We start from the raw sequence: 1,759 nt of genomic DNA, 5'->3' as shown, positions 1-1,759 counted from the left end.
ATTCCCCCTTAGTTCAGTTGGTAGAACGGCGGACTGTTAATCCGTATGTCGCAGGTTCGAGTCCCGCAGGGGGAGCCACATTTAGTGTGCCGACTTAGCTCAGTAGGTAGAGCAACTGACTTGTAATCAGTAGGTCACCAGTTCGACTCCGGTAGTCGGCACCATTTATTAGCAATTGTTGCAGTATGCAACATTGCAAAAGTTAAAGCCTAACCGCTTTTACTTTTGCCTCGATAGCTCAGTCGGTAGAGCAGAGGATTGAAAATCCTCGTGTCGGTGGTTCGATTCCGCCTCGAGGCACCATATAATTCCCCCTTAGTTCAGTTGGTAGAACGGCGGACTGTTAATCCGTATGTCGCAGGTTCGAGTCCCGCAGGGGGAGCCACATTGAAAACCCTAGCCGAAAGGCTGGGGTTTTTCTTTATCTGCGCCATGCTGATTGCTTCGCAATCATTGTCACAGGCGGAAGGCCGCCCCGATCGAGTCCCGCAGGGCTGGCCTCTCCCCACTCTCCTGTAAATCGTAAAAATATCTTGGAACTTTGTGCTGGCTGCTTGTTTTAGGCTACGTTTATATTCATGCATCCTCATGAATTATCAAGGAAGACAGAGTGATCACCCTATACGGTTACCCTCGGACCCGATCGTTACGTGTATCCTGGCTACTGGAAGAGCTCGGGCTCGAGTGGCAATATCACTTGATTGATTTTGCCAAAGGAGAGCATAAATCTACCGACTACCTGGCGATTTGCCCTCAGGGAAAAGTACCAGCCCTTAAAGATGACGATGTAACCCTCACAGAATCAGCAGCGATCTGCCTTTATCTGGCAGAAAAGTATGGCAAACACTGGCTTCCCAAACCCGCAACACCACAGGCGGCAAAGCAGTTAGAATGGATCAGCTTCATCATTACCGAACTGGAGCAACCGCTTTGGTCGATGGGAAAGCACCGCTTTGCCCTACCCAAGCAGATACGCCTACCTGAGATGATCTCAGTAGCAAAGTGGGAATTTAAAAAAGCGGCACAAACCGCCGAAACATGGTTGCCCGATACCGAATTCCTCGCCGGCCAGTTTCCTAGTGTTGCCGACATCTTGCTAACTCACACCCTCAACTGGGCGGTCAAATTCGATCAAAAACTCCCGCCAAGGCTTGAAACATACCGTCAGCACATGAGCAGGCGACCGGCTTTGCTGCGTGCATTAAGCCAAGAGCAGCAAGCCTTGGCTGACAATACGCAGCGATAATATCCCCCCTGAACCACACGACAAAGTTCAAAATACGAGCAATCAGCGTAAAAAAACAAAGGTTGCACTTTTTTTATCAAAAAATCGTTGACGCAAAGGCTGAAAACCTTTTTAATGCGCCCCGTTGCCTCGATAGCTCAGTCGGTAGAGCAGAGGATTGAAAATCCTCGTGTCGGTGGTTCGATTCCGCCTCGAGGCACCATTCTTCTTTTTTGAATAATGGTGCAAGCAACGAAAGCTATTCCCCCTTAGTTCAGTTGGTAGAACGGCGGACTGTTAATCCGTATGTCGCAGGTTCGAGTCCCGCAGGGGGAGCCAAATTTTGTTTTGAGCCATAGGCTTGAAGCGTAAAAGATACAGTGTGCCGACTTAGCTCAGTAGGTAGAGCAACTGACTTGTAATCAGTAGGTCACCAGTTCGACTCCGGTAGTCGGCACCATTTATTAGCAATTGTTGCAGTATGCAGCATTGCAAAAGTTAAAGCCTAACCGCTTTTACTTTTGCCTCGATAGG

1 protein-coding gene and 7 tRNA genes are annotated in these 1,759 nt (G+C 49.0%); all 8 read left to right on the top strand.

Going from position 1 to position 1,759, the window contains the following annotated elements; genetic code table 11:
• Positions 1 to 2 precede the first annotated feature (2 nt).
• The 8 genes from L4D19_RS30115 (at position 3) to L4D19_RS30080 (ending at position 1,685) form a co-directional block, all read left to right on the top strand.
• Positions 3 to 78 (top strand) — tRNA-Asn (locus L4D19_RS30115).
• A gap of 10 nt (positions 79 to 88) precedes the next feature.
• Positions 89 to 164 (top strand) — tRNA-Thr (locus L4D19_RS30110).
• A 63-nt stretch (positions 165 to 227) separates the two neighbouring features.
• Positions 228 to 303: transfer RNA gene (locus L4D19_RS30105), tRNA-Phe, on the top strand.
• 6 nt (positions 304 to 309) lie between these two features.
• A tRNA-Asn gene (locus tag L4D19_RS30100) sits at positions 310 to 385 on the top strand.
• 225 nt (positions 386 to 610) lie between these two features.
• Positions 611 to 1,246 carry a glutathione S-transferase family protein gene (locus L4D19_RS30095; protein ID WP_428455451.1) on the top strand — a complete coding sequence of 212 codons (636 nt, stop codon included), beginning with the start codon at positions 611 to 613 and terminating at the stop codon, positions 1,244 to 1,246.
• 126 nt (positions 1,247 to 1,372) lie between these two features.
• Positions 1,373 to 1,448, top strand: a tRNA-Phe gene (locus tag L4D19_RS30090).
• A 40-nt stretch (positions 1,449 to 1,488) separates the two neighbouring features.
• Positions 1,489 to 1,564: transfer RNA gene (locus L4D19_RS30085), tRNA-Asn, on the top strand.
• Between the two features lie 45 nt (positions 1,565 to 1,609).
• A tRNA-Thr gene (locus L4D19_RS30080) sits at positions 1,610 to 1,685 on the top strand.
• The last annotated feature ends 74 nt before the right edge of the window (positions 1,686 to 1,759 follow it).

It is taken from the genome of Photobacterium kasasachensis (assembly GCF_050336885.1).
In the GTDB taxonomy this organism is placed as follows: Bacteria; Pseudomonadota; Gammaproteobacteria; order Enterobacterales; family Vibrionaceae; genus Photobacterium; species Photobacterium kasasachensis.
The sequence above is the reverse complement of the archived record's forward strand: the minus strand, read 5'-3'. Positions and strand labels throughout refer to the sequence as shown.